Origin of the sequence: Microbacterium sp. H83 (assembly GCF_001650405.1) — a bacterium.
Taxonomy (GTDB): Bacteria; Actinomycetota; Actinomycetes; order Actinomycetales; family Microbacteriaceae; genus Microbacterium.
The window spans coordinates 58,282-79,198 of the sequence record NZ_LWCU01000054.1 but is presented as its reverse complement, the minus strand read 5'-3'; the positions used below and the strand labels follow the sequence as shown (position 1 = coordinate 79,198).

Here is a 20,917-nt window from a genome sequence, read left to right as displayed (position 1 = left end):
CCGGAGCTCTGTACAGATGCGAGAAGCCCCGTCCGAGCGGACGGGGCTTCTCGCATCTGCGACGTGCGCGTCAGCCGGTGTAGGTCTCGACGTTGACGATCTCGACGGAGATGGATCGTCCGTTGGGCGCTTCGTACGCGGACTTCTCGCCGACCTTGAGTCCCAGGATGGCCTGACCGAGCGGGCTGGCTTCGCTGTAGACGTCGTGGTCGCTGCCCGCGGCGATCTCGCGGCTCCCGAGGAGGAAGACCTCCTCGCCGCCCGCGACGATCGCGGTGACGACCGTGCCCGGCTCGACGATGCCGCGGCTCGCGGGGGCCTCGCCGACCTTCGCGGTCTTGAGCAGGCCCTCGAGCGTGCGGATGCGCGCCTCCTGCTTGCCCTGCTCGTCCTTGGCGGCGTGGTAGCCGCCGTTCTCCTTGAGGTCGCCCTCTTCACGGGCGGCCTCGATGCGCTTGGCGATCTCGTCGCGACCGGTCGTGGACAGGTGCTCCAGCTCGGCGACGAGCCGGTCGTAGGCTTCCTGCGTGAGGAAGGGAACCTGAGCGTCAGTAGACATGACGAAGCTCCTTCATTCGGTATCCGCCGATCGGTGCGGGGGATATGCCAAGACGCCCCGGCACGGTGCCGGGGCGTCGTCTGTCTGCATCGATTCTAGGCGACCCAGCAGCTCTTCACCAAACCTGTCGTAGCTGCGGCCACGGTCGGGACGGTGACGGAGAGCGCCTGCGAATGCGCGTCTCCGGCCGGTATCTCGACGACCTTCCACCCGACGACGCCGAACTCCTCATCGAGCGCCTCGACCAGGCACCCGACGTCCTTGCCCTGCACGCCCGTGATCTGGAAGCGCACGTCGACACTGTGCTCGTCGACGAGATCGAAGCCCAGATCGTCCGAGTCGATCGCGTCCATCTGTTGAGCGACGATCGACCACCCGAGTGCGGCGACGACGAGGGCGGCGACCGCGGCGGCCGCGATCCAGGGCCACTTCCGTCGGCGCGTGCGGCCATAGCGGTCATCGAGCTGCTGTGCGGTCGTCACGAGGTGGGTCTTTCGGTCGATAGGCTGGTATCTCCAGGTTATGCGACCTGTGTGTGAAAGGCAGACTCCATGCTCGCTCTGACCGCGACTCCGATGCCGACTCCCTCGATGACGGTGGCCCCGGAGCTGGTGACCCCCGGATTCATCGGCTTCGCCGCCGTCGTGATCCTCCTCGTCGCCGTGATCCTGCTCATCCTCGACATGAACCGGCGCATCCGCCGCGTCCGCTACCGCGAGGAGGTGCGGGATGAGCTCGACGCCGAGGAGGCCGCACGCGCCGCCGACGAGGCGACCGAGACCGATGCGGATCTCCCGGTCACCCGCGAGGGCGACGACGACCCCGAGAGGCGCTGACAGCGGCTCGGAGCGTCAGGCGCCCAGCGACGGCGAGAGGGGCTCCAGCGCGATGAGCAGGCACGCCGTCCAGTGGCACAGGAACGCCAGCACGGTGCACACGTGGAAGATCTCGTGGAAGCCGAAGTGCCCCTGCCACGGATTCGGCTTCTTGAGCGCGTAGACGATCGCGCCGCCCGTGTACAGCAGGCCGCCGACGATCACGAGCACCATCATCGCGACGTTCGCGTTCAGCAGGTCGACGAGGTACATCACGGCCGCCCATCCGAGCAGCAGGTACAGGGCGACGTAGAGCCAGCGCGGCGCGTTGATCCAGAACACGCGGAAGAGGATGCCGAGCAGGGCGCCGCTCCAGACCAGGACCAGCAGGAGCAGGCCCTTCTCCGGAGGAAGGGCGAGCACCGCGAGCGGGGTGTACGTGCCGGCGATCAGCAGGAGGATGTTCGCGTGGTCGATCCGCTTGAGGACCACCTTGACCTTCGGGCTCCAGTCGAACCGGTGGTACACGGCGGAGTTGCCGAACAGCAGCAGCGAGCTGGCCATGAACACGGCTGCCGCCCACTTCGCGGCGCCGCCCTGCGCGAAGACGACGAGCAGGACGCCGGCCGCGACAGCGATCGGGAAGATCCCGGCGTGGATCCATCCGCGCCATGTGGGACGGATCTCGACCGCGGCATCGTGCGCAGCCTCCTCCAGGAGGGGAAGCTGCGGGACCTCGGGCGCGGAGGAGTCGGGTGTGCTCACGTGCTCACTCTAGGCGCGGCGCCATTCCGAGAGGCGTACATATCCTGAGCATCCGCCCTCGGCCTTCCCTCGCCCGGCACGATAGCGTAGGGAGGTGATGTCACGCGAGGGTCAGGGGCGGGGGCCCCTGTACCGGCTCTACACCAGCAGGCTGCGCCGCCACCTCGATCCGTCGACCGTCCCGCATCACGTCGCCATGATGATCGACGGCAATCGGCGGTGGGCACGACAGCTCGGCTACGACACCCCCGCCGAAGGGCACCGCGCCGGCGCCGCGAAGATGCGCGAGTTCCTCGGATGGTGCGACGAGCTCGGCATCCGGGTCGTGTCGCTGTACCTCCTCTCGAGCGACAACCTCCGCAAGCGCGACTCCGCCGAGCTCGCCGACCTCATCGAGATCATCGCGGAGCTCGCCGAGGCGCTGTCCCGAGAGGGCAACTGGCGCGTCAAGCACGTCGGACGCGCGGACATCCTCCCTCCCGAGCTCGCCCGCGTCCTCGCCGACGCGCAGGAGCGCACGAGCGACCACACCGGGCTGCACGTGAATCTCGCCGTCGGCTATGGCGGACGCAACGAGATCGTCGACGCCGTGCGGAGCATCGTGACCGCGCATCAGGCGTCGGGCGGGACGATCGAGGATCTCGCCGCCCATCTGACACCGGAGATGATCGGCGAGCACTTGTACACCGGCGGCCAGCCGGACCCCGACCTCGTGATCCGCACCAGCGGCGAGCAGCGGCTGAGCGACTTCCTCCTGTGGCAGAGCGCGCACAGCGAGTTCTACTTCGTCGAGGCGCTCGGACCCGACCTGCGTCAGGTCGACTTCCTGCGCGCGATCCGCGACTTCGCCGACCGCGACCGCCGCTTCGGTCGTTGAGGCGCCGATCGCCCCGCAACGTCTCGTTCACGCATTCGTCACAATCCGGCGGCGTGTCGGATCGCGCGGATGTCGGTCGCTGGTCGTAGCTTCTGGGTATCGGGCAAGGCGCCCGTCGAGTCGGCCTCAGGTTCGCGACTCGTGACCCCCTGGTCGACTCGTTCGAAACAACCGGGAATCCCCGGGTCGGGAGTGGGTCGTGACCTCACGTACAGCGCAGCAGTCCACCAGCACCGCGCAGCAGTCCACCCGTAAGACGCCGAGACGTGCGACGTCCGCAGAGCCTGATCAGGATCTGCGCACCTACGTCCTCGACACGTCGGTGCTGCTGAGCGATCCGCAGGCCTTCTTCCGATTCGCCGAGCACTCCGTCGTGCTCCCGGTCGTCGTCATCACCGAGCTCGAGGGCAAGCGTCACGACCCCGAGATCGGCTACTTCGCCCGTCAGGCCCTCCGTCACCTCGACGACCTCCGGATCGAGCACGGACGCCTGGACTTCCCCGTGGAGGTCGGCGAGGGCGGCACGCTCCGCGTCGAGCTGGCGAACACCGACATGTCGGTGCTGCCCGCCGGCATCCGCCTCAGCGACAACGACAGCCGCATCCTCTCGGTCGCGATGCACCTCGCGCAGGACGGGCAGGACGTCACGATCGTCTCGAAGGACCTCCCGATGCGCGTCAAGGCCGCATCGCTCGGGCTGCGGGCCGAGGAGTACCTGGCCGAGCAGGCGGTCGACTCCGGCTGGACCGGCATCACCACCCTCGACCTCTCGGGCGACGAGATCAGCGATCTGTACGAGAGCGAGGTCGGCATCAGCGAGGACGCCAGAGGGCTCCCGGTGAACACCGGACTCATCATCCACTCGGAGCGGGGCTCGGCCCTCGGACGCGTGACCGGAGAGGGCGAGTACCGCCTGGTCCGCGGCGACAGGGACATCTTCGGGATGCACGGGCGGTCGGCCGAGCAGCGCATCGCGATCGACCTGCTGCTCGATCCCGAGGTCGGGATCGTGTCGCTCGGCGGTCGCGCCGGCACGGGCAAGTCGGCCCTCGCCCTGTGCGCAGGGCTCGAGGCCGTGCTCGAGCGCCAGCAGCAGAAGAAGATCATCGTGTTCCGCCCGCTCTTCGCCGTCGGCGGCCAGGAGCTCGGGTACCTCCCGGGCGACCAGGGCGAGAAGATGGGACCCTGGGGCCAGGCCGTGTTCGACACGCTGGGCTCGGTGGTCTCGGGCAACGTGATGGACGAGGTCGTCGAGCGGGGCCTCCTGGAGGTCCTCCCGCTCACGCACATCCGCGGGCGCTCGCTGCACGACGCCTTCGTGATCGTCGACGAGGCGCAGTCGCTCGAGCGCAACGTCCTGCTCACGGTCCTGAGCCGCATGGGCCAGAACTCCCGGGTCATCCTCACCCACGACGTCGGGCAGCGCGACAACCTGCGTGTCGGGCGCCACGACGGCATCGCCAGCGTCATCGAGACGCTCAAGGGGCACGACCTCTTCGCCCACGTGACGCTGATGCGCTCCGAGCGCTCCGCGATCGCGGCTCTGGTCACGGAGCTGCTGGAGGGCGGCGAACTCAGCTGAGGGGGATCGACGGCGGATGCCGTGGCGACGCGGCATCCGCTGTCGTCTGTCCGGCATCCGTGTCGGCGATGCGCGTTTCCTCCCGCCCGCGCGCGGATTAGGCTCGGGGCATCGAACGCAGACGATGGAGTGATGCGCTATGAGCGATGCAACGAAGACCGTCGACGACCACTCGCTTCCTCCGGTGGCGGTGGAGGAGAGACCGCGGTGGACGCCGCTGAAGATCGTGCTGTGGGCGGCGATCGCGGTGCTGGGCGGTGTCGCTTGGACCATGCTCGCGATCGTCAGAGGAGAGACGGTCAACGCGATCTGGTTCGTCTTCGCGGCCGTCTGCACGTACCTGATCTTCTACCGGTTCTACTCGAAGTTCATCGAGCGCAACCTCGTCAAGCCGAACGACCGCCGGGCGACCCCTGCCGAGTACAAGGCCGACGGCAAGGACTACGTCGCCACCGACCGCCGTGTCCTCTTCGGGCACCACTTCGCGGCGATCGCGGGCGCGGGTCCCCTCGTCGGTCCGGTACTCGCCGCGCAGATGGGATATCTGCCCGGCACGCTCTGGATCATCGTCGGCGTGGTGCTCGCGGGCGCCGTGCAGGACTATCTGGTGATGTTCTTCTCGATGCGCCGGGGCGGTCGCTCGCTGGGACAGATGGCGCGTGACGAGCTGGGCCGGTTCGGCGGCACGGCGGCGATCATCGCGACCCTGCTCATCATGATCATCATCACAGCGATCCTCGCGCTGGTCGTCGTCAACGCGCTGGGGGAGAGCCCGTGGGGCGTCTTCTCGGTGGCGATGACGATCCCGATCGCCCTCTTCATGGGCGCGTACCTGCGCTGGATCCGCCCGGGGAGGATCACCGAGGTCTCGCTGATCGGCTTCGTGCTGCTGATGGCGGCGATCATCGGCGGCGGCATGGTCGCCGAGACCGACTGGGGCCAGGCGATCTTCACGCTCGACCGCACCACGATCGCGTGGGGCATCATCATCTACGGCTTCATCGCCGCCGTGCTGCCCGTGTGGATCCTCCTCGCGCCGCGCGACTACCTGTCGACGTTCATGAAGATCGGCGTGATCGTGGCGCTCGCCGTCGCGATCGTGTTCGTCCGTCCGGAGATCACCGTCCCCGCGTTCAGCGAGTTCGCCGGCGGCGAGACCGGCCCGGTCTGGTCAGGCGCGCTGTTCCCGTTCCTCTTCGTCACGATCGCCTGCGGCGCGCTGAGCGGATTCCATGCGCTGATCTCCTCGGGCACCACCCCGAAGATGATCGAGAAGGAGAAGCAGACCCGCTTCATCGGGTACGGCGGGATGCTCATGGAGTCGTTCGTCGCGATCATGGCCCTCGTGGCGGCGATCTCGATCGACCGGGGGCTCTACTTCGCCATGAACTCCTCGCCCGCGGCGACCCTCGGCACGGTCGAGGGCGCCGTGCAGTTCGTCAACAGCCTCGGGCTCACCGGGGTGAACCTGACGCCCGACATGCTCACCAGCACGGCGGAGGCCGTGGGGGAGGAGTCGATCGTCTCCCGCACGGGTGGTGCGCCGACACTGGCGCTGGGTCTCGCGCACATCATGCAGCAGTGGATCGGCGGCACGGGCATGATGGCCTTCTGGTACCACTTCGCGATCATGTTCGAGGCGCTCTTCATCCTGACCGCCGTCGATGCGGGCACCCGGGTGGCGCGCTTCATGCTCCAGGACTCGGTCGGCAATCTCGTCCCCCGCTTCAAGGACACGTCGTGGCGGCTCGGGGCGTGGATCTGCACGGCCGTGATGGTCGCCGGATGGGGGGCGGTGCTCATCATGGGCGTCACCGACCCCCTCGGCGGCATCAACACCCTGTTCCCGCTGTTCGGCATAGCGAACCAGCTGCTGGCGGCGATCGCGCTCGCCGTCGTGCTCACGATCGTGGCTCGCCGGCGGACGTTCCGCGTGCTGTGGGTGGTCGCCCTTCCGCTGGCCTTCGTCACGGTGGTCACGGTGACGGCATCCCTGCAGAAGATCTTCTCGACCGTTCCGCAGGTCGGGTACTTCGCGAACCACGTGGCATTCCGTGACGCGCTCGCCGCGGGTGAGACGTCGTTCGGCACCGCCACGAGCGTCGCGGCGATGGAGGCTGTGGTGCGCAACACGATGATCCAGGGCGTGCTGTCGGTCACGTTCCTCGTGCTGTCTGTGATCGTCATCGCGATCTCGGTGGTGAAGGTGATCCGGGCGGTGCGGCCGGGGCCGGTGGTCGATCAGGAGGATCCCGAGGTCCCGTCGCGCCGCTTCGCCCCGGCCGGGCTGATCGCCACGACCGAGGAGCGTTCCCTCGAGAAGCAGTGGAATGCTCTTCCCGACGAGGCGCAGCCGACGAGGGGACACTGATGAGCACGGTCGTGGTCGACGGCGCGCGGCGGGTCTGGCGCGCGGTCGCATGGTACGTGAACGGCCTCACCGGCGAGTCGCGCTATGCGGCCTACGTCGCGCACCATCGTTCCCGGCATCCGCATCGGCAGCCCCTGTCGGAGCGGGAGTTCTGGCGTCGGCACTACGCCGCGCAGGATGCCGACCCCGGCGCCCGCTGCTGCTGACCGGGGCTCGCCGCCTCGACCCCGTGTCGTGTCGTCCCCGCCACCCAGGGGGCCGACACGCCATGCGTCGGACGTTGTCAGGCTTCGCGTCCGTCCGGTGGTGTGTCGGCCCCCGAAGTGACGCGGCCAGCGGTCGCAGGCGGTGGTCAGGCGTGGTCGCTGCTGCGAAGCAGGGCCTTCTCTATGGCCGCTTGCACGGTCGGCCAGTCGTGGATGACCTGCGCGTAGTCGAAGCGCAGGGTCTCGTAGCCGCGCGCTGACGCGGCAGCATCCCGCACGAGGTCCCTGTGGCGATGATCTCGACCCGCATGGTTCTCCCGACCGTCGACCTCGAGGATGAGTCGTCCGTCGAGCACGAAGTCGACACGACCGACTCCGTCGATGGCCACCTGCGCGGTGAGCAGGATGCCGAGCAGGTGCAGACGCACGCGCAGGATAGACTCGAGTCCGCTCTCCGAGTGCGCATGCGCGAGGTCGGTCAGCCACCGAGCGGATGCCGGGAGGGCGCTGCGTACCCTGAGCAGCGCCGCGCGTGACAGGAGACCCCGGTGCAGGGCGGATTCGAGCGAGGCGAAGAACGACTCGTCGCCTTCGCAGCGGAACAGGTGGATGAGCGCTGTCTCGACATCGACGACGCCCAGCGGCACCGTCCCCCGGAAGAAATGGCTGCCGCACCGGCATCCGTCGTGCTCGTGGATCCGTCCTCGACGACCGACCCAGACGTGTACGCGATCGGCATCGGCCAGCACCCAGACGCCGTGATGTCGCAGGGCGGCGCTGCAGGTGAGCGCACCGCCGTGCGACGCCGCGCGGCGCAGGGCGCTCGGAAGAGCAGGAGAGGCGAACAGGCCCTGACGCACGCGGTCGATCCGCCCGAGGCGAACCGCTCTGGCGAGGGCGGGCCGGTCGACGCCGAGCCGTTGGAGATGCGCGCCGCGTGCGAGGCCGCCGAGGCGATCGAGGGTGAGTCGTGGATCGAGCATCCGGCCAGCATGACCGCGCTTCTGCACGGTGGCCGCAGTGACCGCGAAAGTTCTGCGGCACCGGTGCGAAACCCCGTCCGTCGACGCCCCTGTGCAGGAACGGTGCCCTCACGCACTTCGGGGGCCGACACACCAGTTGTCGGACAGGAACGCGTCCTGTGTCCGACGTATGGCGTGTCGGCCCCCGAGGTGGCCGAAGCGGGACCGAGCCCGGCGGGGCTCAGCCCGGGTGCGTCATCGAGAGCAGGTCGAGCTTCTCGTCGAGCTGCTCGAGCGTCAGGTCGCCGCGCTCGACGTAGCCGAGGTCGATCACGGCATCCCGCACCGTGATGCCCTTCGCGACCGAGTGCTTGGCGATCTTCGCCGCGGCCTCGTAGCCGATGAGCTTGTTCAGCGGCGTCACGATCGACGGGCTCATGCCGGCGAAGGCGGCGGCGCGCTCGGTGTTCGCCTGCAGGCCGTCGATCGTCTTGTCGGCGAGCACGCGAGAGGCGTTGGCCAGCAGACGGATCGACTCGAGCAGCGCGGTGCCCATGACCGGGATGGCCACGTTGAGCTCGAAGGAGCCGGATGCTCCGGCCCAGGCGACAGTCGCGTCGTTGCCGATCACGCGGGCGCACACCATCAGCACGGCTTCGGGGACGACCGGGTTGACCTTGCCGGGCATGATCGAGGAGCCGGGCTGCAGGTCGGGGATGTGCAGCTCGCCGAGACCCGTGTTGGGGCCGGAGCCCATCCAGCGGAGGTCGTTGTTGATCTTCGTCAGAGACACGGCGATCGTGCGCAACGCGCCCGAGGTCTCGACGAGGCCGTCACGGTTGGCCTGGGCCTCGAAGTGGTCCTTCGCCTCGGTGATGGGCAGCTCGGTCTCGGCCGCGAGCAGCGCGATGACCTTCTGCGGGAAGCCGAGGGGGGTGTTGATGCCGGTGCCGACCGCGGTTCCGCCGAGCGGGACCTCGGCGACGCGGGGGAGAGCCGACTGCACGCGCTCGATGCCGAGGCGGATCTGACGGGCGTACCCGCCGAACTCCTGGCCGAGCGTCACGGGCGTCGCGTCCATGAGGTGCGTGCGACCCGACTTGACGGCGTCCTTCCACAGCTCGGCCTTGGCCTCGAGGGCGACGGCGAGGTGGTCGAGCGCGGGGATGAGCGTGTCGATCAGCGCCTGGGTGACGGCGATGTGCACCGAGGTCGGGAAGACGTCGTTCGACGACTGCGAGGCGTTGACGTGGTCGTTGGGGTGGACGTTCGCGCCGAGGATGCCGGTCGCCAGCGTCGCGAGCACCTCGTTCATGTTCATGTTCGACGACGTGCCGGAGCCCGTCTGGTACGTGTCGACGGGGAACTCGCGGTCGTGCGTGCCGGCGGCGACCTGGTCGGCGGCCTGCGCGATGGCGTCGGCGATCGCGCCGTCGAGGGTGCCGAGCTCCTTGTTGGCGAGCGCGGCGGCCTTCTTGATGCGCGCGAGGGCGGCGATCTGCGCCGACTCCAGGCCCTTGCCCGAGATGGGGAAGTTCTCGACGGCGCGCTGCGTCTGCGCCCCGTAGAGCGCGTCGACGGGCACGCGCACCTCACCCATGGTGTCGTGCTCGATGCGGAACTCCTGCGAGTCGCTGCGCGGGGTGTCGGTCATTGCATACCCTCCTCGGTTGCGGGGCTCTGCCCCTCGGTGTCGGTTCCGTCGGCGTCGATGCCGACGGTGATGACGGGCACCGCGGTGCCCTCGGCCAGACGGTAGTTGGCGCCCACGATGCCGAGTCGCCCGTCGGCGACGGCCTGGGAGATGATCTCCGACGACTGCAGCAGGTCGCCGACCGTGTTGCGGAGATGCTCCTCGCCGACGAGCTCGGCGTCGATCTCGGCGACGGTGGATCCGCCGCTCGCCGCCAGCACCTTGCGGGCGGCGGGGACGATCGGGGCGACGAGCTTCCAGATGTGCGGGGGGAGGGGCGCGGCGTCGATGGCGGTGCCGTCGATCGCGGCGCGCACGGCGCCGCACGAGTCGTGGGCCAGGACGACGATCAGCGGCACCTCGAGCACCGCGACGGCGTACTCGAGGCTCGCGACGATCGACTCGCCCATGACCTGCCCCGCATTGCGGACCACGAACAGGTCGCCCAGTCCGAGGTCGAAGATGATCTCGGCGGCCAGGCGCGAATCCGAGCATCCGAACAGCGTCGCGACCGGATGCTGCGCCTCGGTGAGGTTCTTGCGGCGAGCGACGTCTTGGTTCGGGTGGCGCGGCTCGTCGGCGACGAAGCGACGATTGCCCTCCTGCATCTGGGTCCAGGCGGCGGTGGGGGTGAGGGCGTGTGTCATGAGGGCTCCGAGAGATCGCGGATCTGGGGGACGAGCGATTCGGCGAGCTCAGCGGTGGATGCCGCGGAGCGCGACCCGTAGAGCAGCAGGTAGTCGTCGCCGGCCTGCGTGCCGATCGCATACGTGACGTTCTGCTTCGCGCCGGCATCCCCGAGCTGATAGACGTCCCACTCGAGACCGCCGATCGACGTCGTGTCGGTGGGCGCGATCCCGTTGAGGCGCTGGGGTGCCCAGGAGGCGTCGGCGTCGAAGGCCTGCGCGACGCGGATGAATCCGCGCTCGTCCTCTGCGGCCGGTGCGAGGGTGATGTCCCAGACCGGAGTCGCGCCGCTGGAGAGCTCGGCGGCGTTGACCCGCCAGAAGTCGTCGAGCTCGGGGACGATGACGGGGCTGTCCATCGTGGACTCGACGTCGGCTGCGATGCCGTCCAGATCGACGGTCGGCGCGGTCGCCGGCTCGCCGCGGGGAACCGCGAAGACGATGACGACGACGATGGCCAGGGTGGCGATGAGGGCGGCGATGAGGCTGCGGAAGGTCTGGCTCGACCGGTACGCCTTGCTCGACGCGGCCTTGCGCGCCGCGGTCTCCTCGGGGGTCTCGGGGCGGCCGAGCTCGGCGACGATCGGGGCGGACTTGTTCACGACGCGTCCTCGGCGGGAGAGTCGGATGCCGCGGCACGGGCGGCCTCGAGCCGGCGCTTCGCGCCGAGCAGCCACTCGTCGCAGCGAGCGGCGAGAGCCTCTCCGCGCTCCCACAGGGCGAGGGACTGCTCGAGGGTCGGCGCCCCCTGCTCCAGCTCCGAGACCACCTTCACGAGCTCATCACGAGCGGCCTCGAACGACAGGGTGTCCACGGGGGTGTCGTTCAGCGCACTCACGCCTCCATCCTACGCGCTGCCCGGGGCGGCCTCAGTCGGACGCCGGAGTCGAGGCCTCGTCGATCTCGCCTTCGGAGCGGGCGGCGATAGACCCCCGGTCGACCGTGATCGTCAGGGCGCTCCCGGCCGGGGCGTCCGCCGCGTCGCGGAGGATGACGCCGCCCTCGAGGTGGGCGATCGCGTATCCGCGGGCGAGGGTCGCCGCGGGGGAGAGGGCGCGGAGCGACGCGCGCAGCTCGCTCGTGGCGCGGCCGGCGCCGTCCAGCTGCCGGGAGATGCTGTCGCGGCCGCGCGCCTGCAGAAGCCAGAGCTCCTGGGCTCGGGAGTCGATGATCGGGTCGGGCGACCGCAGCGCCGGACGGGAGCGCAGCTGCTCGAGCTGCGCGATGTCGTGCGACAGTCGCTGGGTGAGCCGGCTGGTCGCGCGCGAACGCAGCTGGGCGATCACCGCCCTCTGCTCGCTCACGTCGGGCACGACGCGCTTCGCGGCATCCGTCGGGGTGGAGGCCCGCAGGTCGGCGACGTCGTCGAGGAGCGGATGGTCGTTCTCGTGTCCGATCGCGCTGACGACGGGGGTGCGGGCTGCGGCGACCGCACGGACGAGCCGCTCGTCGCTGAAGCCGAGCAGCGTCTGCGGATCGCCGCCCCCTCGGGCGATCACGATGACGTCGACCTCGGGGTCGGCGTCGAGCCGTGCCAGCGCAGCAAGGGTCTCCGGGACGCACCGGTCGCCCTGCACGGCCGCGTACTCGGTGCGGAAGCGCACCTGCGGCCACCGCAGCTCGGCGTTGCGGTGCACGTCCTTCTCGGCATCCGACCGCTCGCCCGTGATCAGTCCGATGACGTGAGGGAGGAACGGGAGCCGCTTCTTCCTCGACGGGTCGAACAGGCCCTCCTGCCGGAGCTGGATGCGGAGCTTCTCGAGCTTCTCGAGCTGATCGCCGAGCCCCACGTGCTTCATCGCGGATACCGCGAAGCTGAAGTCCCCTGCCTTGACGAAGTAGTCGGCCTTCACCGCCGCCACGACGTGGTCGCCGACGCCCAGGTCGCCCGGGATCCGGGGGCGCACGCTCGACCAGATGCGGATCGAGATCTGCGCATCCGAGCGCGTGTCCTTCAGCCGCGCGAAGATGTTCCCGGCCCGCACGTTCCAGGACGTGATCTCGCCCTCGACCCACACCGTGTTCCAGCGCGCGACGAAGTCGCGGATCGTCGCGTTCAGCCGGGCGACGGAGGTCGGCGCATCGGCCGACGAGTCGCGCGGGGCGACGGCATCCGCGGGCGGAGTCTCGCCGGGACGCGTCGATGCTTCGAAGACCGTCATCCGCTCAGTGCACCTTCCCGCTCCTGCTCAGGTTCTCGGCGGTAGAATTCTGGAGTGACCTCGACTGCCGTTCATCTCCCTCTCCCGCGTGTCCCACGAGTACGTGCGGCGGTCGGGCGGCTCAAGGATAACCCGGTCGTCGGACAGAAGCGTGTTCTGCTCGCCGCTCCGCGCGGGTACTGCGCCGGTGTGGACCGCGCGGTCGTGGCCGTCGAGAAGGCGCTCGAGCGCTACGGCGCACCTGTCTACGTGCGCAAGCAGATCGTGCACAACATCCATGTCGTCACCGAGCTCGAGGAGAAGGGCGCGATCTTCGTCGAGGAGGTCGACGAGGTCCCGGAGGGAGCCCACGTCGTCTTCAGCGCGCACGGAGTCTCTCCGGCTGTCGTCAACGCGGCGTCCGATCGCGGCCTGCACGCGATCGACGCGACCTGCCCTCTCGTCACGAAGGTGCACAGGGAGGCCGTGCGTTTCGCGCGCGACGACTTCGAGATCCTGCTCATCGGCCATGAGGGGCACGAGGAGGTCGAGGGCACGGCCGGCGAGGCTCCGGATCACGTGACCGTCGTGAACTCTCCCGACGAGGCCGACACCGTTCAGGTCAAGGACCCCTCGAAGGTCGTCTGGCTCTCGCAGACGACCCTCTCGGTGGACGAGACCATGGAGACCGTCAACCGTCTGCGCACGCGCTTCCCCGAGCTGCACAATCCGCCGTCCGACGACATCTGCTACGCCACGCAGAACCGCCAGGTCGCGATCAAGAAGGTCGCCGCGAACGCCGATCTCGTGATCGTCGTGGGCTCGTCGAACTCGTCGAACAGCGTGCGCCTCGTCGAGGTCGCCCTCGAGTACGGCGCCAAGGCCGCGTATCGGGTCGACTACGCCGAGGAGGTCAAGCAGGAATGGCTCGATGGCGTCGAGACCGTCGGCGTCACCAGCGGCGCTTCGGTCCCCGAGGTGCTGGTGCGCGAGGTGCTCGACGCTCTCGCCGGCGCCGGATACAGCGACGTCGAAGAGGTGAAGACGGCGGAGGAGGACCTCATGTTCTCGCTGCCGAAGGAGCTGCGCCAGGATGCTGCCGGCCAGCGCGACGCTCGTGCGCTGGGGGGCCGCGCGTCTGGCGGAAGCGCCTGACGTGAACGCCGCGGAGGCGGAGCCGACCCTGATCGGATCCGTGCAACGCGCTCTTCGGCTCGTCGACATCGTCGCGAACTCCCCGCGTCCGCTGCCGGTGAAGATGCTCGCGGCCATCACCGGGCTCACTCAGGGGACCACCTACAACCTCGTCCGCACGCTGATCCACGAGGGGTACCTGGCGAACGAGCCGGACGGGCTGGTGCTCGGATCGAGGTTTCCGGCGTTCCAGACGGAGCAGGACTCGCGGGGCGTCTTCCTCGCCAGAGTGCGCGCGGCGCTGCGTGAGGTGACCGATGAGATCGGCGCGACCGCCTATCTCTCGCGCTTCCACGACGGCGAGATGCATCTCGTCGACATCGTGGATGCGGTGCGGAATCCCCGCATCGAGCTGTGGGTGGGTCTCGAGTCCAGCGCCCACGCGACGGCGCTGGGAAAGCAGATCCTCACCGACATGTCCGACGACGAGCGGCTCGACTACCTCTCCCGCCACCGGCTCGAGGAGCTCACCCCGCGCACGATCAGCGATCGCCGGACCCTCCTGACGCAGCTCGAGTCCTCGCCCGGGTTCACGATCGATCGCGAGGAGTACTCGATCGGCAACGCGTGCGTGGCCGTGCCGGTCATCGCCCCGAACGTCACGGCCTCGCTGGCGATCTCCCTGCCCGCCGACAGCGCCGTGGTCGATCGGGCCCTCGTGACGAAGCTGCAGCAGACCGCCCGTCGGCTGTCGCTCCAGCTGGGGGCGGACGCCCTCGACGGTGCGGAGATCGGACCCGACTTCTCCATCTGAGGGTTGCTGCCCTCAGTTCACTATATGAAGAAGTCGGGCTAGTGCCCCGGCATCCGCTTTCCTATGATCGAGAAGGTAGACGTCTGTACACACGGCGCTACAGGTGGTGGAACGTCCCCAGCGTTCTTCGACCCACTTGGATGACGAACGTCCCCAGCGTTCTCATCCGCGGCCCCGAGGAGTCCCCACTTCTCCGGGGCCGCCATCGTTTTCCGGCCGTCTCGCGGGCCGATCTCTGAGAGGCGCCCGAAGGCGGCGCGAGTAGCATGCTGGAATGACGGAGTACCGGCCCCGATACGGCGAACTGGCGACACTCGACGAGCAGCGCAGAGCAGCCGGTCTCCCGCCCCTGTCGGAGGTGGCGCCGCCTCCCGGCGAGCCGGCGTCCGCGACTCCGGCCGCGCCGGCGTCGAGCGCGCGTCCGCATCCCGTCGACCGGTTCGTCACGATCGCCCTGCTCGCCTACGGACTCATCAACGTCGTGATGACAGGGCTGTCGTACCTCGACTTCCCGACGGCCATGAACGAGGTCATGGGAGTCCTGGGCATCGACGGCGAGTTCACGAACTACGCGCAGGGCGCACTCTGGGGCACCATCGCCGCGGTCGTCCTCGCCGTCGGCTGGGCGCTCACGGCATTCCTCTCGATCCGGCGGCTCCGCAGCGGGCGGATCTCGTGGTGGCTCCCCGTGGTCGGCGCGTTCGCGACCCTCGTCGTCACCTCGATATGCATCGCGATCCCGATGATGGGCGACCCGGCCTTCGTCGCCTTCCTCACGTCGACCACCGGCTCCTAGCGCACCGCATACGACGAAGCCCCCGACCGCCGGTCGGGGGCATCGTCCTGGATGCGGTCGGTCAGCTCTTCGACTGGCCGTACGAGCCGAGCTGGCGCGTCGACTCGACGACGCGGGCGGCCATCGCGCTCTCCGCGATCTTGCCCCACGCGCGCGGGTCGTACTGCTTCTTGTTGCCGACCTCGCCGTCGACCTTGAGGACGCCGTCGTAGTTCTTGAACATGTAGTCGGCGATCGCCCGGGTGTACGCGTACTGCGTGTCGGTGTCGATGTTCATCTTGATCACGCCGTTCGCGACGGCCAGCGCGATCTCGTCGTCGGTCGAGCCGGAGCCGCCGTGGAAGACGAGGTCGAGCGGCTTGGCGCCCGTGTTGTACTTTGCGGCGACCTGCTCCTGGATCTCGCCGAGCAGCTCGGGACGCAGCTTCACGCCACCCGGCTTGTAGACGCCGTGGACGTTGCCGAAGGTCAGGGCGGCGATGTAGCGGCCCTGCTCGCCGAGGCCCAGCGCCTGAACGGCCTGGTCGACGTCGGCGAAGGTCGTGTAGAGGGCCTCGTTCGAGCCCTCGTGCTGGACTCCGTCCTCCTCGCCGCCGACGACGCCGATCTCGACCTCGAGGATGGCGTTGATGCTCTTCATGCGGGGGAGGAGATTCTTCGCGATCTCGATGTTCTCCGCGAGCGGCACGGCCGAGCCGTCCCACATGTGCGACTGGAAGATCGGGTTGCGCCCGGCCTTCACCTCGTCCTCCGACGCGGCGATGAGCGGCTCGACGAAGCCCGCGAGAGCGTCCTTGGGGCAATGGTCGGTGTGCAGCGCGACCGTGACCGGGTAGTTCTTGGCGACCTCGGTCGCGTAGCGGGCGAAGGCGAGGGCGCCGGTCGCGCGGGCCTTCACGGTGTGGCCGGCGAAGTAGTCGGCGCCGCCCGTCGTGACCTGGATGATGCCGTCCGAGCCGGCCTCGGTCAGGCCCTGGAGGACCGAGTTGATGGTCTGCGAGCTCGAGACGTTGAATGCGGGGTACGCGAAGCCGCCGGCCTTCGCGCGGTCGAGCATTTCGGCGTACTGATCCGGGGTGGCGACGGGCATGAGAACTCCTGCGATAGGTGAAGCCGGGACAGCTGTCACTCTATCGGGGTGGGTCGACGGATGCCGTGCGTCGGCGCCGGGCGCCCATGGCGTCCTGCGCTCACGTTAAGAATCGCGGATCCTTCGGTCCTGAGGGCGTGAAAACCGGCGATTCGGTGCGCCTGCGTGGCTAGGCTGACCGCATGGTGAGTCTGACAGCCGACCTGAGCCCCCTTCGACCCGACCGCAACCTCGCGATGGAGCTGGTGCGCGCCACCGAGGCTGCGGCGATCCGCGCGGTGCCGTTCATCGGTCGCGGCGCCAAGGAGGCGGCCGACGGGGCCGCCGTCGACGCCATGCGCGCCTTCCTCGGCACGGTGGCGTTCCAGGGACGAGTGGTGATCGGCGAGGGCGAGAAGGACAACGCCCCCATGCTCTTCAACGGCGAAGAGGTCGGCACGGGCACCGGACCGCAGTGCGACATCGCCGTCGACCCGATCGACGGCACCTCGCTGACGGCGGCAGGTCGCCAGAACGCGCTCTCCGTCATCGCCGTCTCGGACCGCGGGTCGATGCTCGACGCGTCGAGCGTCTTCTACATGGACAAGCTCGTCACCGGACCCGCGGGCGTCGGCGTCGTCGACATCCGCCTGCCGATCGGCGAGAACATCCGCAAGCTCGCCGGAGCGCTGGAGAAGCCCGTCGACGAGATCGTCGTCTCCGTGCTCAACCGGCCCCGGCACGAGAAGCTGATCCAGGAGATCCGAGACGCCGGCGCGGGCACTCGGCTCATGAGCGACGGCGACGTGGCCGGCGGCATCAACGCGGCTCGTCACGCGGCGCGCACCGACATGTGCGTGGGCATCGGCGGGAGCCCGGAGGGCATCGTCACGGCCTGTGCCATCAAGGCGCTCGGCGGGCACATCCAGGGCAGGCTCTGGCCGCGAGACGACGACGAGCGCCAGCGCGGCATCGACGCCGGCCTCGACATGGACAAGGTCTACGAGGCGGACGATCTCGTGCGCGGGGACAACACGATCTTCGTCGCGACCGGCGTCACCGACGGGCAGCTGGTGGCGGGTGTCCGCCGCGAGCACGGCTACATCTACACCGAGAGCGTGGTGCTGCGCGGGGCCTCCGGCACGCTCCGTCGCATCGCCTCGGAGCACCTCGTCTCGAAGTGGCTGTGACCCTCGAGGGCTGAGGGATAGGGGTCCATCGTTACCGACCCGGTACCGCACGAATCGCCGCAGAACCGGCTTTCCCTGCTCCGCGTGGCACAATTGTGTCTGGGTTTGTCGCCGTCGATGGAGCCGCCAGGCACCGCAGACAGAGGAGGGCGGACAGATGACATCGCAGCACACGAGCAGTTCGAAAGCCGCGCCGACGAAGATCGTCACCACCAGCACCGGACGCATCCTGCGCATCAGTCCGGAGGAGGTCGCGGCAGCGACGCAGTCTCCGGCAGCGCCCGCGGCTCCGTCGGTCGTGTCCACCGATCCGGCGCGCCGGGCGGATGTGCTCTTCCGCGTGCGGCGAGACGAAGGCCACGAGCTCAGCGCATGGTGGATGATCGGCGCGTTCGTCGTGACCAGCGGTCTCGTCATCCTGCTGCTCAGTGGCGTGCCGGGCGTCGCATGAGCGTCACCGCGTCCTGAACCGCTCGGACGACCCGTCGTCCGCGAGCCTGCCCCGGACGTCGCCGACGTCGGCCCGCAGCGTCTCGTCGACCGTCGGCACCCCCTCGACCTCCGTCGTTTCGCCGTCCGCCACGGCATCCACGGAGAGGTGCTCGTCCGTCACGGTCACACGCTCATCGGTCACGAGCTCGGGCGCGGTGAAGCGCCGCGCCTGCACCGCCATCGCGGCGGGCGGGGCGTCGAGTGCGGTGGAGTCGATCCCCGGGAACTGTCGAGCCGTCACGAGAACCCGTGTCTCGAGCGATCCGGCGAACCGGTTGTAGCTGTCGACCGTCCGTTCCAGCGCGCGACGGAGATCGTCGGCGTGGCCGGCCAGCACCCCGAGACGGTCGTACAGCTGTGTCCCGAGGGCCAGCAGCGACCGCGCCTCGGTCGAGACCTCCTGCTGCGTCCAGGTGTACGCCACGGTCTTCAGCACGGCCCACAGGTTCACCGGTGACGCGAGCGCGACGCGTCGGCTGAACGCGTAGTCCAGCAGAGCGGGATCCTCGTCGATCGCGGCGGCCAGCAGCGATTCGGTCGGCAGGAAGCAGATCACGAACTCGGGACTCGCCTCGAGACCCGCCCAGTACGCCTTCTTCGCGAGCGCGTCGACGTGTGCGCGGACCGCCTTCACGTGCTTCTGCATGTGCGTGCGGCGCTGCGCCTCATGGGCGTCGCCCGCCGGGAGCGCGGACGCTTCGAGGTACGCATCGAGCGGGACCTTCGCATCGACAGCGATCGACGCGCCTCCGGCGAGGCGGATGACCATGTCCGGGCGTCCCTGCCCGCGGTCGGAGCTGATCGTCGCCTGCAGGTCGAAGTCGACGTGACGGGTCAGTCCCGCGGCCTCCACCACGCGGCGCAGCTGCGTCTCGCCCCAGACCCCGCGGGTCGCGGTGGAGCGGAGGGCACCCGCGAGCGACTCGGTCGTCGCCCGCAGCGCCTCGTCGGACTCCTGCGCGCGCCGGAGCTGCTCGGCCAGCGAGCCGAACTGCGCGTGGCGCTCCTGCTCGATCGCCGAGACCTTCTGCTGCATCTGATGGAGGCTCTCGCGCACCGGGGCGAGGGCGGTGAGCACAGCGTTCTGCTGCTGGACCCGCTGCGCCTCGGCGCGCTGCTCGGAACGCGCGTGCTCGACGGCATCGCGGTAGAGGTCGTACTGACGATCGCGGTCGTCGCGTGCGGCAGCCAGCTCCGCGCCCGCACGGGCGAGCTCAGCGGCGCTCCTCGCCGCGCGGACGAACCAGCCGACCGCTCCTCCGCAGGCGAGGGCGATCAGCACGAGCACGATCGTCAGAGCATCCATGTGGTCCATGATGCGCGGGGCCTCGGACGTTCGTCCGCAGCGACTCAGGCGACGGCGGGCTCCGGCAGTCTGCGCACCGCGGGCTCGGTCACGCGCAGGCCGAGTGCATCCGCGAGCGCGAAGACGTCAGGGGCGCCGAGCCGGCGGGAGGCGTCCATGACGATGTGCGCACACGCCAGGGCATCCGCGAGGGCGTCGTGATGGGAGAAGCCGGTGAACCCGGCGGCCTCCGCGGCCTTGGGGAGTCGGTAGGACTCGAGGTCGTAGACCTTGCGCGCCACCTGCAGGCTGCACAGCGAGCGGTACGGGGGGCAGTCGCCGCCGGTGGCCTCGGCGGCTCTGCGGAGGACGTTCAGATCGAAGCCCGCGTTGTGCGCCACGAGCACGTCCGCGCCGGCGAAATCGCACAGGCGGTCGAACTGCTCGACCCACGACGCGGCGCCGAGGACGTCCTGCGCGCGGATCCCGTGGATCCGGACGTTCCACTCCTGGAACTCGTCGTGACCGGCCGGCGGGCGGATGAGCCATCCGGTCGTGGCGACGACACGGCCGTCGCGGACGCGGACGAGTCCGACGGAGCAGGCGGAGGCGGGACTGGAATTCGCCGTCTCGAAGTCGATAGCGGTGAAGTCCAGGGGCACGACCCCACTCTCTCCCGGCATCCGTGGTCGCCCAGGAGGACGCGCCGTAGGCTGGCGACATGAGTGAGGCACTCTCGACCTCGTTCGGCGCCGAGGCGCACAACTACGAACTGGGGCGTCCCGACTATCCGTTCGACGCGGTGGCCTGGATGCTCGAGTCCCTTCCCTCCGGCTCGCGTCGCATCGCCGACGTCGGGGCCGGGACGGGCAAGCTCACGCGGGTGCTGACCGGTGCACCGGATGCCGAGATCGTCGCGATCGATCCCGATCCCGCGATGCTGAGAACCCTGCGCGACGCGATCCCCGGGGTCCCGACGTTCGTCGGCAGCGCCGAGAGGCTGCCGCTGCCGGATGCGAGCGTCGACGCGGTCGTTCTGGGCCAGGCATGGCACTGGGTCGACCCGGAGCAGGGATCGGCGGAGATCGGACGCGTCCTGCGCAGCGGAGGCACCCTCGGCCTGATCTGGAACGTCCGCGACGATCGGGAGGACTGGGTGCGGAGACTCACCGCGATCATGCACGGCAGCAACGCCGAGGTGATGCTCGCGGGAGGAGGGCCCGTCGTCGCGGCGCCGTTCGGTGCACTGGAGGAGCGGACCTGGGAGTGGACCCGGCCGATCACCCGCGATCTGCTGCATCGCATGGCGTCGTCGCGGAGCTACGTCATCACCGCTCCCGACGACGAGAAGCGTCGCATCCGAGGGGAGATGGACCTCCTCTTCGACGAACTCGGCCTCGACGACGACTCGACCATCGACCTGTCGTACGTCACCCGCGCGTTCCGCACCGTCAGGGCCTGACGCCGTCTCGAGCCGGTC

Annotated in this window: 23 protein-coding genes; 11 read left to right on the top strand and 12 right to left on the bottom strand. The window is 69.4% G+C overall.

Features of this window, described 5'->3' with window-relative positions; all coding sequences use genetic code 11:
* Positions 1 to 70: 70 nt before the first annotated feature.
* Together greA and A4X16_RS15970 are read right to left on the bottom strand one after the other, a co-directional pair.
* Positions 71 to 559 carry a transcription elongation factor GreA gene (gene greA, locus A4X16_RS15975; protein WP_067122529.1) on the bottom strand — a complete coding sequence of 163 codons (489 nt, stop codon included), beginning with the start codon at positions 557 to 559 and terminating at the stop codon, positions 71 to 73.
* Between the two features lie 95 nt (positions 560 to 654).
* Positions 655 to 1,041, bottom strand: coding sequence for a DUF4307 domain-containing protein (locus A4X16_RS15970; RefSeq protein WP_067122527.1), 387 nt, complete (start codon positions 1,039 to 1,041; stop codon positions 655 to 657).
* Between the two features lie 69 nt (positions 1,042 to 1,110).
* Between A4X16_RS15970 and A4X16_RS15965 the strand changes: the two genes are divergently transcribed.
* On the top strand, positions 1,111 to 1,395 hold the full coding sequence (locus tag A4X16_RS15965) for a hypothetical protein (RefSeq protein WP_067122525.1): 285 nt from the start codon (positions 1,111 to 1,113) through the stop codon (positions 1,393 to 1,395).
* 15 nt (positions 1,396 to 1,410) lie between these two features.
* Here A4X16_RS15965 and trhA read toward each other — a convergent pair whose 3' ends face one another.
* The gene (gene trhA, locus A4X16_RS15960) at positions 1,411 to 2,139 is read right to left on the bottom strand and encodes a PAQR family membrane homeostasis protein TrhA (protein ID WP_067122522.1); all 729 of its coding nucleotides are present in this window, start codon (positions 2,137 to 2,139) and stop codon (positions 1,411 to 1,413) included.
* A gap of 97 nt (positions 2,140 to 2,236) precedes the next feature.
* Here trhA and A4X16_RS15955 point away from each other — a divergent pair, with 97 nt between their 5' ends.
* From A4X16_RS15955 to A4X16_RS15940, 4 genes are all read left to right on the top strand, one after another.
* Positions 2,237 to 3,016 carry an isoprenyl transferase gene (locus A4X16_RS15955; protein ID WP_067122519.1) on the top strand — a complete coding sequence of 260 codons (780 nt, stop codon included), beginning with the start codon at positions 2,237 to 2,239 and terminating at the stop codon, positions 3,014 to 3,016.
* A gap of 199 nt (positions 3,017 to 3,215) precedes the next feature.
* Positions 3,216 to 4,598 (top strand): PhoH family protein, encoded by a 1,383-nt coding sequence (locus A4X16_RS15950; RefSeq protein WP_067122516.1) that lies wholly within the window; start codon positions 3,216 to 3,218, stop codon positions 4,596 to 4,598.
* Between the two features lie 139 nt (positions 4,599 to 4,737).
* Positions 4,738 to 6,969 carry a carbon starvation CstA family protein gene (locus tag A4X16_RS15945; protein ID WP_067122513.1) on the top strand — a complete coding sequence of 744 codons (2,232 nt, stop codon included), beginning with the start codon at positions 4,738 to 4,740 and terminating at the stop codon, positions 6,967 to 6,969.
* Positions 6,969 to 7,175 carry a YbdD/YjiX family protein gene (locus A4X16_RS15940; protein ID WP_067122511.1) on the top strand — a complete coding sequence of 69 codons (207 nt, stop codon included), beginning with the start codon at positions 6,969 to 6,971 and terminating at the stop codon, positions 7,173 to 7,175. The genes A4X16_RS15945 and A4X16_RS15940 overlap by 1 nt, the downstream gene beginning before the upstream one ends.
* 146 nt (positions 7,176 to 7,321) lie before the next feature.
* On the opposite strand, the gene A4X16_RS15935 is transcribed toward A4X16_RS15940, so the two are convergent.
* From A4X16_RS15935 to xseA, 6 genes are all read right to left on the bottom strand, one after another.
* Positions 7,322 to 8,158, bottom strand: coding sequence for a type IV toxin-antitoxin system AbiEi family antitoxin domain-containing protein (locus tag A4X16_RS15935; RefSeq protein ID WP_082914516.1), 837 nt, complete (start codon positions 8,156 to 8,158; stop codon positions 7,322 to 7,324).
* A 220-nt stretch (positions 8,159 to 8,378) separates the two neighbouring features.
* Positions 8,379 to 9,791: a class II fumarate hydratase gene (locus A4X16_RS15930; protein WP_067122508.1), complete on the bottom strand. Its 1,413-nt coding sequence runs from the start codon at positions 9,789 to 9,791 to the stop codon at positions 8,379 to 8,381.
* The gene (locus A4X16_RS15925) at positions 9,788 to 10,477 is read right to left on the bottom strand and encodes a carbonic anhydrase (protein WP_067122505.1); all 690 of its coding nucleotides are present in this window, start codon (positions 10,475 to 10,477) and stop codon (positions 9,788 to 9,790) included. The genes A4X16_RS15930 and A4X16_RS15925 overlap by 4 nt, the downstream gene beginning before the upstream one ends.
* Positions 10,474 to 11,118, bottom strand: coding sequence for a DUF4245 family protein (locus tag A4X16_RS15920; RefSeq protein WP_067122502.1), 645 nt, complete (start codon positions 11,116 to 11,118; stop codon positions 10,474 to 10,476). The genes A4X16_RS15925 and A4X16_RS15920 overlap by 4 nt, the downstream gene beginning before the upstream one ends.
* A complete protein-coding gene (locus A4X16_RS15915) occupies positions 11,115 to 11,354 on the bottom strand; it encodes an exodeoxyribonuclease VII small subunit (protein WP_067122499.1) in 240 nt (79 codons plus the stop codon). Before A4X16_RS15915 ends, A4X16_RS15920 begins: the two co-directional genes overlap by 4 nt.
* A gap of 31 nt (positions 11,355 to 11,385) precedes the next feature.
* Entirely contained in the window at positions 11,386 to 12,678 is a 1,293-nt protein-coding gene (gene xseA / locus A4X16_RS15910) for an exodeoxyribonuclease VII large subunit (protein ID WP_067122496.1), read from the bottom strand.
* 54 nt (positions 12,679 to 12,732) lie between these two features.
* Here xseA and A4X16_RS15905 point away from each other — a divergent pair, with 54 nt between their 5' ends.
* The 3 genes from A4X16_RS15905 (at position 12,733) to A4X16_RS15895 (ending at position 15,401) form a co-directional block, all read left to right on the top strand.
* A complete protein-coding gene (locus A4X16_RS15905) occupies positions 12,733 to 13,812 on the top strand; it encodes a 4-hydroxy-3-methylbut-2-enyl diphosphate reductase (protein ID WP_082914515.1) in 1,080 nt (359 codons plus the stop codon).
* Positions 13,751 to 14,605 carry an IclR family transcriptional regulator gene (locus tag A4X16_RS15900; protein ID WP_231880401.1) on the top strand — a complete coding sequence of 285 codons (855 nt, stop codon included), beginning with the start codon at positions 13,751 to 13,753 and terminating at the stop codon, positions 14,603 to 14,605. The genes A4X16_RS15905 and A4X16_RS15900 overlap by 62 nt, the downstream gene beginning before the upstream one ends.
* A gap of 274 nt (positions 14,606 to 14,879) precedes the next feature.
* On the top strand, positions 14,880 to 15,401 hold the full coding sequence (locus tag A4X16_RS15895; RefSeq protein ID WP_067122493.1) for a DUF6264 family protein: 522 nt from the start codon (positions 14,880 to 14,882) through the stop codon (positions 15,399 to 15,401).
* Positions 15,402 to 15,462: 61 nt separating this feature from the next.
* Here the strand turns inward: A4X16_RS15895 and fbaA are convergent, their stop codons facing one another.
* Positions 15,463 to 16,491, bottom strand: coding sequence for a class II fructose-bisphosphate aldolase (gene fbaA / locus A4X16_RS15890; protein WP_067122490.1), 1,029 nt, complete (start codon positions 16,489 to 16,491; stop codon positions 15,463 to 15,465).
* Positions 16,492 to 16,673: 182 nt separating this feature from the next.
* On the opposite strand from fbaA, the gene glpX reads away from it, so the two are divergent.
* On the top strand, positions 16,674 to 17,660 hold the full coding sequence (glpX, locus tag A4X16_RS15885; protein WP_067122487.1) for a class II fructose-bisphosphatase: 987 nt from the start codon (positions 16,674 to 16,676) through the stop codon (positions 17,658 to 17,660).
* 157 nt (positions 17,661 to 17,817) lie between these two features.
* Positions 17,818 to 18,111, top strand: coding sequence for a hypothetical protein (locus tag A4X16_RS15880; RefSeq protein WP_157560255.1), 294 nt, complete (start codon positions 17,818 to 17,820; stop codon positions 18,109 to 18,111).
* Positions 18,112 to 18,114: 3 nt separating this feature from the next.
* On the opposite strand, the gene A4X16_RS15875 is transcribed toward A4X16_RS15880, so the two are convergent.
* Positions 18,115 to 19,458 (bottom strand): DNA recombination protein RmuC, encoded by a 1,344-nt coding sequence (locus A4X16_RS15875; RefSeq protein WP_082914514.1) that lies wholly within the window; start codon positions 19,456 to 19,458, stop codon positions 18,115 to 18,117.
* Between the two features lie 44 nt (positions 19,459 to 19,502).
* On the bottom strand, positions 19,503 to 20,099 hold the full coding sequence (locus A4X16_RS15870) for an exonuclease domain-containing protein (RefSeq protein ID WP_067122481.1): 597 nt from the start codon (positions 20,097 to 20,099) through the stop codon (positions 19,503 to 19,505).
* A 59-nt stretch (positions 20,100 to 20,158) separates the two neighbouring features.
* On the opposite strand from A4X16_RS15870, the gene A4X16_RS15865 reads away from it, so the two are divergent.
* A complete protein-coding gene (locus A4X16_RS15865) occupies positions 20,159 to 20,899 on the top strand; it encodes a class I SAM-dependent methyltransferase (protein ID WP_067122478.1) in 741 nt (246 codons plus the stop codon).
* The last annotated feature ends 18 nt before the right edge of the window (positions 20,900 to 20,917 follow it).

Excerpts from the sequence above, each read along its gene's own strand:
- greA (WP_067122529.1), bottom strand. The coding sequence starts at position 559 with ATGTCTACTGACGCTCAGGTTCCCTTCCTCACGCAGGAAGCCTACGAC.
- A4X16_RS15965 (WP_067122525.1), top strand. The coding sequence starts at position 1,111 with ATGCTCGCTCTGACCGCGACTCCGATGCCGACTCCCTCGATGACGGTG.
- A4X16_RS15955 (WP_067122519.1), top strand. The coding sequence starts at position 2,237 with ATGTCACGCGAGGGTCAGGGGCGGGGGCCCCTGTACCGGCTCTACACC.
- A4X16_RS15945 (WP_067122513.1), top strand. The coding sequence starts at position 4,738 with ATGAGCGATGCAACGAAGACCGTCGACGACCACTCGCTTCCTCCGGTG.
- A4X16_RS15940 (WP_067122511.1), top strand. The coding sequence starts at position 6,969 with ATGAGCACGGTCGTGGTCGACGGCGCGCGGCGGGTCTGGCGCGCGGTC.
- A4X16_RS15935 (WP_082914516.1), bottom strand. The coding sequence starts at position 8,158 with ATGCTCGATCCACGACTCACCCTCGATCGCCTCGGCGGCCTCGCACGC.
- A4X16_RS15930 (WP_067122508.1), bottom strand. The coding sequence starts at position 9,791 with ATGACCGACACCCCGCGCAGCGACTCGCAGGAGTTCCGCATCGAGCAC.
- A4X16_RS15925 (WP_067122505.1), bottom strand. The coding sequence starts at position 10,477 with ATGACACACGCCCTCACCCCCACCGCCGCCTGGACCCAGATGCAGGAG.
- xseA (WP_067122496.1), bottom strand. The coding sequence starts at position 12,678 with ATGACGGTCTTCGAAGCATCGACGCGTCCCGGCGAGACTCCGCCCGCG.
- A4X16_RS15900 (WP_231880401.1), top strand. The coding sequence starts at position 13,751 with ATGCTGCCGGCCAGCGCGACGCTCGTGCGCTGGGGGGCCGCGCGTCTG.
- A4X16_RS15895 (WP_067122493.1), top strand. The coding sequence starts at position 14,880 with ATGACGGAGTACCGGCCCCGATACGGCGAACTGGCGACACTCGACGAG.
- fbaA (WP_067122490.1), bottom strand. The coding sequence starts at position 16,491 with ATGCCCGTCGCCACCCCGGATCAGTACGCCGAAATGCTCGACCGCGCG.
- glpX (WP_067122487.1), top strand. The coding sequence starts at position 16,674 with ATGGTGAGTCTGACAGCCGACCTGAGCCCCCTTCGACCCGACCGCAAC.
- A4X16_RS15880 (WP_157560255.1), top strand. The coding sequence starts at position 17,818 with ATGACATCGCAGCACACGAGCAGTTCGAAAGCCGCGCCGACGAAGATC.
- A4X16_RS15875 (WP_082914514.1), bottom strand. The coding sequence starts at position 19,458 with ATGGATGCTCTGACGATCGTGCTCGTGCTGATCGCCCTCGCCTGCGGA.
- A4X16_RS15865 (WP_067122478.1), top strand. The coding sequence starts at position 20,159 with ATGAGTGAGGCACTCTCGACCTCGTTCGGCGCCGAGGCGCACAACTAC.